Origin of the sequence: Liquorilactobacillus sp., assembly GCF_047719775.1 — a bacterium.
GTDB lineage: Bacteria > Bacillota > Bacilli > Lactobacillales > Lactobacillaceae > Liquorilactobacillus.
Window position 1 is genome coordinate 15,943 of sequence record NZ_JBDNTS010000015.1, and the last position, 15,620, is coordinate 31,562.

The 15,620-nt window shown below is 35.0% G+C and carries 16 protein-coding genes; 14 read left to right on the top strand and 2 right to left on the bottom strand.

Features of this window, described 5'->3' with window-relative positions; all coding sequences use genetic code 11:
- The first annotated feature begins 28 nt into the window (after positions 1–28).
- The 4 genes from ABF682_RS08660 (at position 29) to pflA (ending at position 4,530) form a co-directional block, all read left to right on the top strand.
- Positions 29–709 carry an RNA-guided endonuclease TnpB family protein gene (locus ABF682_RS08660; protein WP_415619550.1) on the top strand — a complete coding sequence of 227 codons (681 nt, stop codon included), beginning with the start codon at positions 29–31 and terminating at the stop codon, positions 707–709.
- A gap of 103 nt (positions 710–812) precedes the next feature.
- Positions 813–908 (top strand): zinc ribbon domain-containing protein, encoded by a 96-nt coding sequence (locus tag ABF682_RS08665; protein ID WP_354669247.1) that lies wholly within the window; start codon positions 813–815, stop codon positions 906–908.
- Between the two features lie 446 nt (positions 909–1,354).
- Positions 1,355–3,613: a formate C-acetyltransferase gene (pflB, locus tag ABF682_RS08670; RefSeq protein WP_289978300.1), complete on the top strand. Its 2,259-nt coding sequence runs from the start codon at positions 1,355–1,357 to the stop codon at positions 3,611–3,613.
- A gap of 119 nt (positions 3,614–3,732) precedes the next feature.
- On the top strand, positions 3,733–4,530 hold the full coding sequence (gene pflA / locus ABF682_RS08675; RefSeq protein WP_415619551.1) for a pyruvate formate-lyase-activating protein: 798 nt from the start codon (positions 3,733–3,735) through the stop codon (positions 4,528–4,530).
- A 326-nt stretch (positions 4,531–4,856) separates the two neighbouring features.
- On the opposite strand, the gene ABF682_RS08680 is transcribed toward pflA, so the two are convergent.
- Positions 4,857–5,450: a DJ-1/PfpI family protein gene (locus ABF682_RS08680; RefSeq protein WP_415619552.1), complete on the bottom strand. Its 594-nt coding sequence runs from the start codon at positions 5,448–5,450 to the stop codon at positions 4,857–4,859.
- Between the two features lie 626 nt (positions 5,451–6,076).
- On the opposite strand from ABF682_RS08680, the gene agaB reads away from it, so the two are divergent.
- From agaB to ABF682_RS08710, 6 genes are all read left to right on the top strand, one after another.
- Complete coding sequence (gene agaB / locus ABF682_RS08685; RefSeq protein ID WP_415619553.1) at positions 6,077–6,559, top strand: PTS galactosamine transporter subunit IIB; 483 nt, start codon at positions 6,077–6,079, stop codon at positions 6,557–6,559.
- Positions 6,560–7,369 carry a PTS galactosamine transporter subunit IIC gene (gene agaC / locus ABF682_RS08690; protein WP_289978307.1) on the top strand — a complete coding sequence of 270 codons (810 nt, stop codon included), beginning with the start codon at positions 6,560–6,562 and terminating at the stop codon, positions 7,367–7,369.
- Entirely contained in the window at positions 7,359–8,168 is an 810-nt protein-coding gene (gene agaD, locus ABF682_RS08695) for a PTS galactosamine transporter subunit IID (RefSeq protein ID WP_289978310.1), read from the top strand. Before agaC ends, agaD begins: the two co-directional genes overlap by 11 nt.
- Positions 8,169–8,170: 2 nt before the next feature.
- Positions 8,171–8,596: a PTS sugar transporter subunit IIA gene (locus ABF682_RS08700; RefSeq protein ID WP_289978314.1), complete on the top strand. Its 426-nt coding sequence runs from the start codon at positions 8,171–8,173 to the stop codon at positions 8,594–8,596.
- Between the two features lie 273 nt (positions 8,597–8,869).
- Entirely contained in the window at positions 8,870–9,838 is a 969-nt protein-coding gene (locus tag ABF682_RS08705; protein WP_289978317.1) for a LysR family transcriptional regulator, read from the top strand.
- A 44-nt stretch (positions 9,839–9,882) separates the two neighbouring features.
- Positions 9,883–10,809, top strand: a complete 927-nt coding sequence (locus ABF682_RS08710; protein WP_415619554.1) for a manganese-dependent inorganic pyrophosphatase — start codon at positions 9,883–9,885, stop codon at positions 10,807–10,809.
- A 69-nt stretch (positions 10,810–10,878) separates the two neighbouring features.
- On the opposite strand, the gene ABF682_RS08715 is transcribed toward ABF682_RS08710, so the two are convergent.
- Positions 10,879–11,478 carry a TetR/AcrR family transcriptional regulator gene (locus ABF682_RS08715; RefSeq protein WP_415619555.1) on the bottom strand — a complete coding sequence of 200 codons (600 nt, stop codon included), beginning with the start codon at positions 11,476–11,478 and terminating at the stop codon, positions 10,879–10,881.
- A gap of 155 nt (positions 11,479–11,633) precedes the next feature.
- On the opposite strand from ABF682_RS08715, the gene ABF682_RS08720 reads away from it, so the two are divergent.
- From ABF682_RS08720 to ABF682_RS08735, 4 genes are all read left to right on the top strand, one after another.
- A complete protein-coding gene (locus ABF682_RS08720) occupies positions 11,634–13,049 on the top strand; it encodes a DHA2 family efflux MFS transporter permease subunit (protein ID WP_415619556.1) in 1,416 nt (471 codons plus the stop codon).
- Between the two features lie 151 nt (positions 13,050–13,200).
- Positions 13,201–13,962 (top strand): DeoR/GlpR family DNA-binding transcription regulator, encoded by a 762-nt coding sequence (locus ABF682_RS08725; protein ID WP_289978328.1) that lies wholly within the window; start codon positions 13,201–13,203, stop codon positions 13,960–13,962.
- Between the two features lie 179 nt (positions 13,963–14,141).
- Positions 14,142–14,471, top strand: coding sequence for an ASCH domain-containing protein (locus tag ABF682_RS08730; protein WP_289978329.1), 330 nt, complete (start codon positions 14,142–14,144; stop codon positions 14,469–14,471).
- A 467-nt stretch (positions 14,472–14,938) separates the two neighbouring features.
- Positions 14,939–15,505 carry a hypothetical protein gene (locus tag ABF682_RS08735; protein ID WP_415619557.1) on the top strand — a complete coding sequence of 189 codons (567 nt, stop codon included), beginning with the start codon at positions 14,939–14,941 and terminating at the stop codon, positions 15,503–15,505.
- The last annotated feature ends 115 nt before the right edge of the window (positions 15,506–15,620 follow it).

The following is a 15,620-nucleotide window of genomic DNA, read 5'->3' on the forward strand; positions in this document are numbered from 1 at the left end:
TTATTTGAAACTGCCTAAATTAGGTATTATGAAGTACAGAGGAAAGTTCACTGATGACAAAATCAAGTCGACTACTATCCAGTTAAGTCCAACGGGGAAGTTCTACTGTGTTTTACTAATTGAGTGTGAAAACCAAACACAATTTGGTAAGACAAGTCAAGCTGTCGGTTTGGATATGGGGATAGCCGATTTAATAAGCACATCAGATGCTGTTAAATATCCGACAATTAGGTTTGATCAGATTCTTGCTAAGAAGAAACGCTACTGGGAAAGACGACTAGCTAGAAGAAGACTATTAGCACAAAAAGAAATAGCTTGGGATAAACACAACAAAGTCGTTGAACCTAGAGAACTAGCCAACTTTAAGAACTATACCAAGGCTAAACAGATGGTAGCTAAATATAGTGAAAAGATAGCTAACCAGAGGAAAGATTATCTTCATAAGCTTACCGTCAAGTTAGTTAAAGACTATGACAAAATAGTGATTGAAGGTTTGAAAACTAATAATATGATTAAGAATCACAAACTAGCTAGAGCAATCGCTAATCAATCTTGGAGAATGCTTAGATTAATGCTGGAATATAAATGTAATTGGTATGGCAAAATACTTAGTGTGGTTAATCCATACAAGACTGGTCAAGTCTGCTTTAATTGTGGATATGATGATGGTAAGAGAGTGAGACATAAGTTGGGAAAATTTGAGTACTAACTCGAAATTGCGAACATAGCGAGTACTTTGCTATGAGTGATTCGAAGTTAGACGGAGAATTTTGACTTATGGAACACGTTTACACGGAATAAATAGAGAGCTTTTGATCCCAACCACTTGGACTTGTCCTCAATGCCATACACAGCTAGATAGAGATGTAAATGCAAGTAAAAATATATTAAAACTTGGTTTGGGCTAAACCATAGTAAATAGAGTAAACCGCTGTCGAATACTGAAATGTATGAGATAAGTTATGCTTGTTCCTAGAAGCTCGGTACTTTAGTGCCGATGTAAGTCACAAAATACATTTATTCATAACAAATAGAGGGCTGGCAAAACATAGTGACCCCCCCAAAAAAACTTTTATAGTGTACCCTATAATCTGGACTAATATCTAAGTTATGGGGTATTTTATTACAATTAATTTTTAGAACAGTGGGTGTCTGATATATAATCATATGTGTAATAGAACACAATTTAAAAAAATGTTTTACACCACCTAATAGCTGTTCTAAAACCTTAATAATAAAATGTTTTTTGTAATTTGTGAAAACTATTGCTTAGAAAGTGAAAAGGTGCTATTATTCAAATGTAGAAAGCGTTTGCATTATAACTGTATTTGACTTCATAAGGAGGCATTTGATAATGAAACAACTTGAGAAGAGAGTAGAACCAAAGGCATGGGAAGGATTTAATGGTGGAAATTGGCAGTCAGAGACTGATATTCGTGATTTTATCCAGCAAAACTTTAAACAATACAATGGTGATGAGTCATTTCTTGAAGATGCAACACCTGCAACAAAGGCACTTAATGATCGTTTAGTTGCTTTAAAGCTTGAAGAACGCGCTGCTGGCGGGGTGCTTGATGCAGATACAAAGGTCGTTTCGACAATTACTTCGCATGGCCCAGGTTACCTTGATAAAAACCTTGAGAAAATTGTGGGACTCCAGACAGATAAACCGATGAAGAAAGCGTTGATGCCTTATGGTGGGATTCGTATGGCAAAAGATGCACTTGAGTCTTATGGCTTAAAGCTTGATCCAGAGATGGAACATTTCTTTACTGAATTATCAAAGACACATAATCAAGGTGTTTTTGATGCCTATACTCCAGATGTTAAGAGAGCACGTCATTACAAGATTGTAACAGGTCTTCCTGACGCATATGGGCGTGGCAGAATAGTTGGTGATTTTCCTAGAATTGCACTTTATGGAATTGATTACTTAGTTGCATCTAAACTAGATGACTTGGACAACTATGGTGATGGTGAAATGACAGATAGTGTCATCCAAATGAGAGAAGAAATCTCAGAACAGATTCGAGCACTCAACCAGATTAAGGATATGGCAGCATCATATGGCTACGATATTTCTGAACCTGCAACGACAGCTCAAGAGGCAATCCAGTGGCTTTATTTTGGTTATTTAGCGGCTATTAAACAACAAAATGGTGCAGCAATGTCAATCGGTAGAGTTGATACTTTCATTGATATTTTTGTTGAACGTGATATTGAACGCGGTATTTTGAATGAAAAAGAAGCACAGGAGTTAATTGACCAATTCACAATGAAGCTACGAATGGTTTCCTTTATTCGTACACCTGAATATAATTCATTATTCTCTGGTAACCCAATCTGGGCAACGTTATCATTAGCAGGGATGGGAATTGACGGTGAACATCATGTTACAAAGACGGCCTTTAGATTCCTCAATACTTTGAAGAACATGGGCGCTGCTCCTGAACCTAATATTACGTTGTTATGGTCACAAAAATTACCGGATACATTCAAACATTATTCAGCTGAAGTTTCGGTTGAGAGTTCAACCATTCAATATGAGAATGATGATTTAATGCGTAAACAATGGGGCACTGACTACTACGCAATTGCTTGTTGTGTATCAGCACAACCTGTGGCAAATGGAATTCAATATTTTGGAGCACGTGCAAACCTTGCTAAAACAGTTCTTTACACAATTAATGGTGGTAAAGATGAGATTGGTAAGGCACAGGTTGGGCCTGCCTACGAGCCAATTTCATCTGAATATATTGAATATGATGAATTTATGAAAAAATTTGATTCAATGCTTGATTGGTTAGCTGATGTTTATGTCAATGCATTAAATACAATTCATTACATGCATGATAAGTACTACTATGAATCAGCTCAACTTGCACTCAAAGATACAAATCTAGATCGGACTTTTGCAACTGGTATCTCTGGCTTATCTGTTGCAGCAGATTCAATCTCGGCAATCAAGTATGGTCATGTGAAAGTTATTCGTGATGAAGATGGAATTGCAGTTGATTTTAAAGCAGACAATGATTTTCCACGTTATGGCAATAATGACGATCGTGCTGATGAAATTGCAGTTTGGCTGGTTAAATCACTTTACACGAAGATGAATAAGCATCACCTATATCGTGGCTCAAAGTTGTCAACTTCTGTTTTGACAATCACATCAAATGTTGTTTATGGCAAGAATACAGGGACAACACCTGATGGACGTCAAAAGGGTGATCCGTTTGCTCCTGGTGCTAATCCAGCATATGGGGCAGAAGAAAGTGGAGCATTAGCTTCATTATTGTCAGTAGCTAAGCTTCCTTATCAATATGCAACAGATGGCATTTCAAATACCTTTGCTGTAACACCAACAACGTTAGGTCATGATGAAGAGCTGCAGAAAGATGCTTTAGTTAATATGATTAATGGATATATGAAGAACAACGGACATCATTTGAATATCAATGTCTTCAAACGTGAGACATTACTTGATGCTCAAGCTCATCCTGAGGAGTATCCAACATTGACAATTCGTGTTTCTGGTTACTGTGTATACTTTGCAGATTTAACTAAAGAACAACAAGATGATGTTATTTCAAGAACTTTCCATCAAAGTATGTAATGCAAGTAGTGAAAGCTTTTAAATAGACAAATTCAGCACTTGAATGTGATGAGATCAAAAGGATTGGGCGGGTGCCACAATCCTTTTGTCTTTCTAGGCAGTAAGAGGAGGTAAGATAGATGGTACAAAGGCAAATGCATGAACGCAAAGTTCCAATGCGTGATGGTAAAATAATTGGGTATGTACACTCAACTGAAAGCTTTGGTGCAGTTGATGGGCCAGGTATTCGCTTTGTTGTCTTTATGCAGGGATGTAATATGCGTTGTCAATTCTGCCATAATCCTGATACATGGCGTAAGAATGTTGGGAGTGAGATGACAACAGATGAAATCCTTAAGATGGCACTTCCATATCGGCAATTTTGGGGTGAAAAGGGTGGAATTACACTTAGTGGCGGCGAAATAATGCTTCAGACAGAATTCGCTTTGGAACTATTTACTAAATGCAAGAAGTTGGGTATTAACACTTGTCTAGATACGTGTGGACAACCATTTACTAGGCGCCAGCCATGGTTTGACAACTTCAATGAGTTAATGAAAGTTACGGATATCTTATTGATGGATATCAAGCATATCAATTCTGACGAACATCGTAAACTTACAGGATTTAGGAATGAGAATATCTTAGATATGTGTCAATACTTATCAGAGATTGATAAACCGGTTTGGATACGTCATGTTCTGATTCCTGAGAGAACCGATTATGATAATTATTTAGCACAGTTGGGCGATTATATTAAAACGCTACACAATGTTAAAAAAGTGGAGGTACTCCCATATCATACGATGGGGGTCCATAAGTACAAGGAGATGGGTATTAAGTATGACCTTGATGGTATTGAACCCCCAACACCAGAACGTGTAAAAAATGCTGAGAAGCTGTTACATGTTGCAGATTATCAAGGATATTTGGAGTAAAAGTACAAGTTTGAGCCGATTTTAATGTAATTGTTTATGGTCAATCGAAAAAGATGAGAGTATGACATAAGCGAAGTACCTCCAAAACTTGGATATGCAAATCAAGTTTTGGAGGTACTTTTTTGATATACAGTTATACCTACAATTTTAAGCTAAAAGTAGTTAAAGAATATTTAAATAGTGAAAATTTATTATGAAATATAAAATATCGAGGACTTTGTTATGAATAATTCAAAGTTAGACGGAGAATTTTTATTTTGTATGATTAGCAAAGAAAATATAATTTAGATAAAATAGCATTCGGTAAATTAATAGTAAGCATGAACTCATGCAAACGAATCATTATCATTATTTTTAACGCGAATATATTCAATCTGTTTAGCAATGTTATCTGCAAAATCTTCATTGACGATATTTGACAAGAATGCCAGTGACATGTCAATGCCAGCGGATACACCTGAAGAAGAATAAAGATGGTCATCAATGATCCAACGAGCATTTTTAATCCAATTAACTTGAGTATTAATGCTTTTTACCCAGTTAAAAGCTAATTTGTTTGAAGTTGCTTTTTTATGATTCATGAAATGCGTAGCCGCTAGTAAAGCAGAGCCTGTACAAACAGTTAGACAATATGTGGCTTCTACTGCCAATGATTCAAGATTTTTAAGAAAATCAGTATCAGTTACTAAGGTTCTTGTAGCTGGTCCACCTGGAATTAGTAATACACCTTTTTTATTGATGTCAGATACTGACTTAACATCTAAGTGGATTTGATTGTAACTCTTGATTTTTTGAGATTCATCAAGTGTAAATAAAGTTACCCGAAATCCATGTGCATGCAAGAATACTTCCATCGGTCCAAAAACATCAAGAGGTTCGAAGTTGTTGAAAAGTAAAATATTGATATCTATTGTGAGCACCTCCAAGTTAATATTGTTAGTGAAAAATAATTTGAGTGAAGAAGTATTAGGAAAAATTAAAATGAATATATGTATTTTAAAGCTAGCTTTATTAGAGTTTCGATGTAAAGCGCTCTTCAATAGTGACTTATTCGAATTTTAACATAGAGTATTAATAAATCAATAAATATTAGTATTTCTCGACTTACATCTAAGTAAGATGAAGCAAAGGACATACTATATTGAGCTTTGAGGGCATGCCTGAAAAGCTAAATCATAAATTCTATTTTGATATAGTTTCATAACTGATTGATTTTTTACAAGAAATATTCTATAAATTAAAGTTGTTCATCTAGTTTTGAATTATTAAAAAACTATATTTGAAATTCTTTGAAAATGTTTGTAAAGAAAATATTTATGGGTAATTAGGGAAATAAAATAAGTTTTAGTGCAATAAATGTTATTTATATAACTTATTGGTCTACACCACTTTACATATAGCTAAGCAATGTTACAATTTCTTACATCTAATATAAGTAACTCACCTATGTATTTAGCTGAATATTTACTATTTCAGTAAAACGAGATACTATTAAAGTTGGTTTGCATAGATGATAGGCTAATCAGATAAAAAGGGGGAATTTTAAATGGGGACACCAAATATTATTTTAACTAGAATTGATAATCGTTTAGTACATGGACAAGTCGGTGTTGTTTGGACTTCTTCAATTGGTGCCAACCTTTTGTTGGTAGCAAATGATGCTGCGGCAAAGAGTGAATTGCAGCAAGAATTAATGTCAGCAACAGCAGAAACTTCAGGTGTAGGTATTCGTTTTTGGTCATTGGAGAAAACAGCCACTACAATTGAAAAAGCTAGTCCAAGACAAAAAATCTTCTTGATTGTTAAAACTCCGCAAGATGCACTGAACTTAGTGCAAGGTGGGGTTCCAATTGCCGATTTAAACGTTGGTAATATGCATTACAGTGAAGGTAAGGTACAGCTTACAAAGAAGGTTTATGTTGATCAGAATGACAAGGATTCATTTAGCAAGTTGGTTGATTTAGGGGTAAATGTTTATATTCAGGATGTTCCAGAGGAGAGAAAAATTGCAATTAAGGATGTGATTTAAATGGCAATTACTTTAACACAGGGGATATTGATAGCAATTTTTGCTATTATCGCCGGAATTGATTTTTGGTTAGAGGGTTTTTACATATTTAGACCTATGATCGTATGTACAGTTACAGGATTTCTGATAGGAGACCTGAAACTAGGTATAATTGCTGGAGGATTAACTGAACTTGCATTTGCGGGGTTAACTCCAGTTGGGGGGACTCAGCCGCCAAATCCTATCATGGCAGGAATAATGACTGTTGTTATCGCACATACTACAGGACACAGCCCAGCAACGGCGATTGGCTTGTCGTTGCCATTCAGTATTTTAATGCAATATATAATTTTACTTTGTTATTCAATTTTTTCTGTTTTTACGAAGAAGGCTGATGAGTATGTTGCAAAAGGAGAGTTTCGTAAATTTGGAATGATTGTGCTCTTGCCAACTGTATTAGTAGCATTAGCATATAGTGTCTTCTCATTCTTAAGTGTGTATGGAGCACAGGGATTAATGAAGACATTGGTTAACTCAATGCCCACTTGGTTAAGTCACGGATTTACAATTGCTGGGGGTATCTTGCCGGCCGTAGGTTTTGGTTTGTTGCTCAAGAGCATGTTGAAAGCAAAATATGTTCCATATCTATTATTAGGCTTTACTGCTGCATGTTTCATTAAATTCGGAAACTTAATGCCTGTTGCAATCATTGGTGCTTCTCTTGCTTGGATAGAATATGGCAGAGAGAAAAAAGAGCAAGATGTAAACAAGAAATTCAAGAACATGGAAAAGTCGCTTGAAGATGTTGGAGGTGAAGAAGATGGAATCTGAGAAGAAGGAAAGAAATAAACTCAGTAAAAGAGATATCACTAAACTGGGACTGTTATCATTATTTAACCAGTCAGGAATGAATTATCAGCGAATGCAAGCTGATGGTTGGACTTTTGCGATGATTCCATCATTAAAGAAAGTATACGGTGCGGATAAAAAAGGACTCATTGAAGCGGTAAAAGCTAATTTACAGTTCATAAATACTAATAATTATGCTGCTCCTTTGTTGATGGGACTTGAAGCTTCACTGGAAGAAAATGGTGAAGAACGCTCAACAATTGATGGTTTACGTGTGGCCTTGTTTGGCCCAATTGCTGGAATTGGTGATGCGATTACTTGGTATACGATTTTACCAATTGTTGCTGGTGTAACGGCTTCTTTTGCAAAACAAGGCAGTATTCTTGGCCCATTAGTCTTTTTCATAGTATATGTTGCGATGTTTTTGGCAAGAATTCCAATCGCTCATTTAGGTTATTCAGCGGGTACTAAGGCTATCTCCAAGATACATGAGAATTCCGCGATTGTTGCACATGCTGCCAGTGTTCTCGGATGTACGGTTATTGGAGGCTTGATTGCAACTTATGTTCAAATTGATGTAGTTACCAAAATACAGGTAACATCCTCCCACTCAATTTCGATACAAAAGGAATTCTTCGATAATATTTTTCCAAATATTCTTCCATTAGCCTATACATTTTTACTATATTGGCTGTTGAAAAAGAAGAATGTTAATCCTGTTACATTGATAATTTTAACATTTTTCTTAGCAATTCTATTTTCATGGATGGGAGTTCTTTAAAGATGCAAATTATTGTAACAGGACATGGTAATTTTGGAACTGGAATTGAATCAACAGTTAAGTTGCTTGCAGGTTCAATTCCCAATGTCAGGTATGTTGATTTTTCTGCTGATATGAATGAAGAAAAACTTGCTGCTCAATTTGAAGAATTTCTGAAAAAAGATTCTAAAGCAGTTTTCTTCTGTGATTTAATTGGTGGTACCCCGTATAAACAAGCAGTATATAAGAAAGAAAAATATGAAGTTGCGGTCGTTGCAGGATGTAATGTGGGGTCATTGTTGGAAGTCGGGTTGCAAACCGATTTAACCCAAGCCAGTGATGTACATGAGATTGCACAGAATTTAATTGTGGCTGCAAGAACTGGAATTCAGGAATTTGGTGTCAGAGAGACTCAAACATTGGATGAAGCTGATGAGGATGGCATTTAGAAGTAGCAAAGTGCATTGTTTTGCATAATACAAGATTTAAATATAAGGACTGAGTCAAAAGTTATCTTCGGCTCAGTCCTTTGGTCTAATTATTTGTAGACAAACATAAGACGAAAATAATTCTCTATAAAAATATTTAATTTAAAATTGACTTTTTATTGTAAGTACCCCGAATTTTGTTTATTATTAATATAGAAATTAAATATGAAGCGTATGGATTATCAGACTACAGCGAATAATATTTAACGATTAATAATGGAGGGGAACTAATGTATGAAGACAAAACAAGAGAACATTTTTTCTTCAAAGACGCTCAGCTATTTTCTGCAGTTAGCTGAAACAATGAGCTATACACAAGCTGCGCAGATTTTAGGAATTACTCAACCTGCATTAACGCAACAAATAAAAAAGCTAGAAAGAACAGTTGGAGCACCATTATTTTATTCCGTTGGTAAAAAACTGCACTTGTCAGATGCAGGGTATACAATGTTAGATGCGACCCATCAAATTTATGAAACATTGAACCGTGCAGCTGATGAGATTCAGCAATCAACCAGTGCTGTTCAGGGGGATATCAGTGTCGGAATTCTAGCTTCAGTGGAAGATCATGTTTTTACTCAATTCGCAATTGAATATTATAAGCAGCATAGTGATGTAAAAATTATTTATCATATGTTGACTCGCAAAGAGATTTGGGAACTTCTTGAGAGTAATAGTATTGATCTAGCAGTAATGTATCTGCCGGATGATAGTATTAAGAATTGGAAACCTTATGAATCGAAGAAGATTATCGAAGAAAATTTAATTTTTTTGCATAGTGAAAACGAGTTTTCAAAGAAACGGCATATCAAATTACACGATACATTGAATCGTGATTGGGTTACATACCCTCCAAAGTATTATCTGAATGGGACGCTACTTGAGACATATAAGAATGCATTGGTTGATAAACCGCACAGTGTTGCTCATTTTGCAACTCCAGAACAAATCTTTGAGTTTGCACAAGCAACAGGTGTTAACACAGCGTTACCGACATCATTTGTGATTTCGCATCAAAATGAAAATGAGAAGAAATTAAGTGAGGCTCATTTTGATCCAGAAATTACTTTTGATTTATCGTTTGTTTTTCGCAAGGACAAAGATCAAATTCCACGAATTGCGAGTTTTCTAGCAAGTTTTGATGATTTTTTGAGCCAAAAAAATTATATTTCACGCTTGACAGAAATAAGCAATCAAGGTTAAATCAGATTAGAGAATTAAATTAAGTAAGAATGGAGATTTTTTTGATGAAAGAACTTGTTTTTGGCCACAAAAGTCCAGATACAGATGCAATCGTTGCTGCTAAAGCTTTTGCATACCTGCAAAATCAACTTGACTCAGATATAGATGCAGAAGCTGTTGCATTGGGAACACCTAATGAAGAAACAAAATTTGTGTTAGCACATTTTGCTACAGAGGCACCACGCGTGGTAACAGAGGCTAGCAAAGAAGTTGATGCTGTAATGCTTGTTGACCATAATGAGGCCCAACAAAGTATTGCCGATATTAAAGATGTAACAGTCACACATGTTGTTGACCATCATCGCATTGCTAACTTTGAAACAGCTGCTCCACTATATTATTATGCTGAACCAGTTGGCTGCACAAGCACAATTATTTTAAAGTTATTCAAGCAAAATAATGTGAAAATACCTGCCAAATTAGCTGGGTTGATGCTGTCTGCGATTATTTCAGATACCTTATTATTCAAGTCACCCACAACTACACCAGCTGATGAAGCAGCGGTTAAGGAATTGGCTAAGATTGCGGATGTTGATTATGAGACATATGGCCTAGAAATGCTAAAGGCGGGGACTAACCTAGGCAGTAAGTCTGAGAAAGAATTAATCGACGCAGATGCTAAGTCATTTGAAATGGGCGGTAAGACTGTTCGCATCGACCAAATAAATACTGTTGATCTGACCGAAGTTTTTGCACGCGAAGCTGCTTTGCGTAGTGCAATTGAGGAAGAAAGCAAAGCCGAAGGATATGATTTGTTCTTACTGATGGTTACAAATATCCTCAATAGCGATACACGTTTACTCGTTGTTGGTGAACCAAAGGATGTTGTTGAAAATGCTTTTGCCGTTAAGTTGGTAGATGACAAGGTAGATCTTCCAGGTGTTGTTTCACGTAAGAAACAAGTTGTGCCTCCACTGGAAAAGGCATTTTAATTAATTGTTAAAGTCTAATAAATTAAATGAGAGTGAGATATAAGGCGGGAAATTTTCCCGTCCTATGTCTCACTCCTTTTTTGGCTGTTTCTGTTGTGCCATGATTGCTGGAATAACGGTCTCATCAATCATCTGCTTAACCCAAGCATGGGTTAATTCATCTGGATTTAGCATTGCTTGGTACATTAATAAATTAAATGGGAGCAATTTCACATAATCACTGACATTTTTTTTGATTTCACCATCAAGCTGTGCCTGCTTTAACAAGCGGCCCATGATAAATAAATTATCTTTTTTAATTTTACTTGCAAGATTCTTGGCATAGGGCATGTCATTACCCAGTTCAGTCATATAAGCACGGATAAATTTTGGGGACGAATGAAAGTGACCAATAGCTCTGACCAGATTAGCACGCATAGAACTATTTGAAAAGTCAATATTTGAAAAAGATGATATATCGTCCGAAAAATGTTGTTCAGCGTCGTAAAGCATCATAAAGGGATTCTCCCAACGCCGATATAAAACTGCACGAGTTGTCCCAGCAAGAATAGCCACTCTAGAAAAGGTTAAATTTGAATATCCTTCATTGTTTAAAATTTCTATTGTAGAGTGAAAAATTGCATTCATTAGTTCTTTATTTGTTTTTCTAGATCGATTTTTTTTAGTCATTTTTAATCATCCTAAGTTAAAAGATATTATTATTATTATATCATTTTTAGATGCAACATGTATTTAAATGTTGACAAAATTATGAAGAAGAACTATTATCATTTTTGTAATATAGATACACAGTGTATCTAAAAAATAAAATAGGAGTTCTAAAAATGAACGATAATAACAAATTAGTGCCCATTCCTAAAGATTTAATTGTAATTGCATGGGTATTGGTTTTAGGATCGATTGCACCGATGCTTGATTCTACAATGATAAATATTGCAATAAATAAATTAAGTCAAGATTTCCAAGCAAAATTAAATTTTGTTCAATGGACGATAACTGGTTTTATGTTAGCGATGGGAGCAAGCATTCCATTTTCAGGATGGATTGCGAATAAGTATTCTATGAAAAAAGTTTATGTATATGCTGAAATTTTTTTTGGTGTTGCTTCATTATTTGCTGCTTTTTCTTGGAACATACAAGTATTAATAGGCTTTAGATTACTGCAGGGTTTGGCAGCTGGAATAATAATGACGCTCTTTATCTCCGTGTTGGTTGACTTAGTCGGAAATGATCGAGTAGGAACGATAATGTCAATTGTTGGTATTCCAATGACATTAGGTCCAATGGTTGGCCCCATATTTGGCGGAATGATAATTGAGACGGCATCTTGGCGCTGGCTCTTCTTGATAAATGTTCCAATTTCATTTATAGCCAGCATTTTATTGATTATGAAGGTTCCAGATGTTGAACCTAAAAATAAAGATGCAAAAATCGATTTTCTTGGAATCATTTATTTGATTTTAATGTCAAGTTCAATTGTCTATGGAGTGGTGCAGGCAAGCGAACAGGGGAGTTTTGATAGTCTGCGAACAATTAGCTTTATGGTTTTTGGTAGTTTAATGTTATTAACATATTTAATCCACGCATTAACACGAAAAGAAGATGCAGTTATACCACTGCGACTATTTAAAAAGCATAATTTTTCCGGTGCAATGCTAGGAATATTATTTACTAGTTTTATTACAAGTGGTCCCATGTTATTGTTGCCATTGTTTTTTCAAAACGTTCGCGGAGAAAGTGCAATGGTAACAGCTATTTCTTTAATTCCACAGAGTCTGGGAATGCTACTTTCTCGCGGTATTGTAGGTAAAATGATAGATAATATTGGCGCAAAATGGGTGGCAATTATTGGTGTAGTACTATCGGTTATTACTACACTACCGTTTGTCTATATTAATAATAAAACTGTGTATATACTGATTGCCATTCTACTTTTTGTTCGTGGTGTTGGAGGTGCAGCGGCAAGTAATGCGATTGAAGCAGATGTATTTGTTGGAATTGAACAAAAGGATTCCGCAGTTGCTTCAATGAGTTCAAATTTATTTCAACAAATTGGTAATGGTTTTAGTTCAGCTGTCTTGGCAACAGTTGTAGCTAGTTATCTTAATCAATATGCAAATACAACTACTGGAATAGTAATAGCAGCCTATCAACATGGATTTTTGTGGGCTACCTTTATTGCCTCACTGACGCTTATTCCTTCAATGATTTTGACAAATAAAACAAGAATTAGAAGATAAATTTGGATATAATGCGTATTTTATAAGGACAGAGTAAGGTGTGGCGTTTTTTTCTCACAACAAGTATTTTTTATAAGTGTTTGTCTTGATATCCTTAATAGAGTATAATTAACTTTAGATTTTTAAAAGTTAATAGATTCGAGGAATGTTGATGAGCCAAGAAAAAAGAACTGAACTAATCAAGAGATTACTAGATGAGAGACAGGAGCTAACAACCAAAGACATAATGGCTGAATTTGGAGTGTCTCAAGATACTGCTCGGCGTGACATCGTGCTGTTAGCAGAGCGAGGCGAGGTCAAGCGGACACACGGAGGAATCTTACCACTTGATTTTGGGAATAAGGTACCTAATTTTCAAAATCGCCTTTCACGATTTACTGAACAAAAGACCAAAATTGCACTTGAAGCATTGAATTATTTTCACGCGCATCGTGTTTATTTTGTTGATGCATCAACAATTTTATTGAAGACATGTCAGAGCTTGAATCTGCCGATGACAATCATCACACATTCATTGGATAATTGTATGGCACTTGCTGAAGAAGGTAAGGTAAATGTTAAAGTTCTAAGTGGAACACTGGATCACCAAAACCGTTTCTTTCATTCAAGTGCAGCCATCACTGAATTAGAGAATGTTGCACTAGATACTGCTTTTATCGCCGCTTCGGGAATTGATGAACATGGAATCTATTTGCTCAATCAGGAGGATGCTGAGATTGTGGGGAAAGCTGTTGAGCGAGCTCGCAGGGTTATTTTGGTAGCGGAGCATCAGAAGTTCATCAACAATTCTTACTTTCGGATTTGTTCTCCTGAGAAGATTTCGATGTTTATCACTGACCGTGAATTGACTGCGGCAGAGAGGTCAATCTTTCCTGAATCAACTAAAATTCAACTTGCTGGTGAAATTAACTAAAGTGCCTTTTGCATAATTGCTTAGAGGCAGGACTTGCAAAATTTATGAAAATATAATAGTATTTTAATTATATAGTTAACATATTTTTATTTTTGTTAACTGCGCAATATCTTATTTTGCAGAATGATAGCTTTTGTAACTTGTTTCGAGCAACTAGTGTTTGCAGGAGGTTGATTATAGTGGATATCAGATTAGGCGATGAATTATTTGATAAGATTTCAGACGGTACTAAGACGGTTGAAGTCTTTCTCAACGACGAACAGATGAAGCATTTTGGTGTAGGTGACACACTTGCCATCCACCGAGAAAGCAACAACGAAGATGTGATATTGACGAGTGCGTGGAGTATCAAGAAATGCCGAACAATGACAGAACTCTACCAACGATATACTCCAGAGGCTGTAGGAATGGCACCGAAAGAATTATCTGGAGTGTACGATTCTGAAACTGTGAAAAAACAAGGACTGCTGGCAGTTAAGATGAAAGTCTTGAAGCCAAATTATGAATAACTAAATATGAATTAGAATAAATATGAGGAAGAACGTTTCGTTTTGGGCGATTCGTTTTTTTGTATACCTTTAAAAGATTTATTAAATCAAGCTACTTAATTTTAAAAATTATTAAATTATTTTTTTGTTTAAAATATAATTTTCTCTTGAAATATATTTTTAAAGTAGTATGTATAAGATGTATTTTGTGCATTTACTATATTTAAATTGACATTTTAAGAATAAAGTATTTCAAGATTAGGAGAATTCTGATGAAATTTTTTTCTAGATTTATAAGAATAGAATTTGCTATATTTATATTGGTTCTAACAGTAATTCTATTATTATATTTTGTACAGAATAGTTACAGTAGTGACTATTTTGTTACTTGCATTTTAATATTATTAGGACTATTGACTTCAATTGTTTTGCCAAGTTTATTGGTAACATGGGCTGCATTATTTAGTTTATTATTAGGCGGTTTTATAATGATTTTCGGCCTAGTTTATGTACCAAATATTGAACGGTTATTTTTGGTATCTATATTTCCTGTATATTGTGCTTTAGGTATTTGGATTAAATATTTAGTTGGCGTTCGTGGATCAGCTCTTTCAGCAAAAGATAGTATTACTACCTATATTAGTCATGTGAATTCAGTTACTAAGTTAAAAAATCGTAAGAATGCAGAGAACTATTTTATGAAATATGTAAAATTCATTAAAGATTCAACTAAGAAAAAGCTCGATATTGAAATGGATGTTACGTGCATTGAATGGGCTCACAGTAAACAATTTAAGATTATCAGTGATTATGAGTACAGGGAAGTTTTAAAGTACATATCAGATACACTAAAGAAAATTAGAACTCCAGATGAATCAATATTTTTTATTGATGATGCAACATTTTTAATCCTATCTTCGAAATTAACGGAGCAGTTACGACAGGATTTAACTGCGCTTACTAAACAAGAACTAGATAAGATTAACTCTTATGAAAAGCTGGAGAAAAAGATGAAACGTGATCTTGAAACTGATATTGTTGTTGAGTATCAATAAGAAAGGAGTAATCATGAATCTTACATCAATTTTTTTTGTTACAGCGATAGGGATAACTTTAATTTTCTTTTTTTTGACAATAATTCTTTTTATTTCTTACTTAATAATCCTTCAG